Annotated in this window: 1 protein-coding gene; it reads right to left on the minus strand. The window is 61.6% G+C overall.

What is annotated here, in order from left to right; genetic code table 11:
• A partial coding sequence (locus MKL09_RS27175) for a Crp/Fnr family transcriptional regulator (RefSeq protein ID WP_244025109.1) occupies positions 1 to 359 on the minus strand: 359 nt, incomplete at both ends.

Below are 359 nucleotides of genomic sequence, written 5' to 3' on the forward strand. Positions count from 1 at the left end.
GGAGCCCCACCAAGAAGCCCCAGCGCAAGTAGTATGGTGCGACGTGATATCGTCGATAGCACGACGGGGGATGTCTACGACCTGGCACGTCGAGATGGTGCGGATGCTGTGGTCCATCTCAGCGAGGATGAAGACGTTGAGGTCGCAGAAATCACCCGGTACCGGGAGGGCCCTGATCTGGCGCTGACCGTCCGGGAGAATCTTGTAGCGGCAGGCGAAGCCGTCGAGAATCAGCAGGAGGTTGTCCGGCTTGTCGCCTTCCTGGATCAGATCCTGGCGTGCACCGACCTGCCGGACCTTGAGCGTCAGCCCGTTCAGAGCCCAGCGAGCCTGCTCGGACAGAGGTTCGAAGCTCTCAA

Origin of the sequence: Methylobacterium sp. J-048 (assembly GCF_022829515.1) — a bacterium.
In the GTDB taxonomy this organism is placed as follows: Bacteria; Pseudomonadota; Alphaproteobacteria; order Rhizobiales; family Beijerinckiaceae; genus Methylobacterium.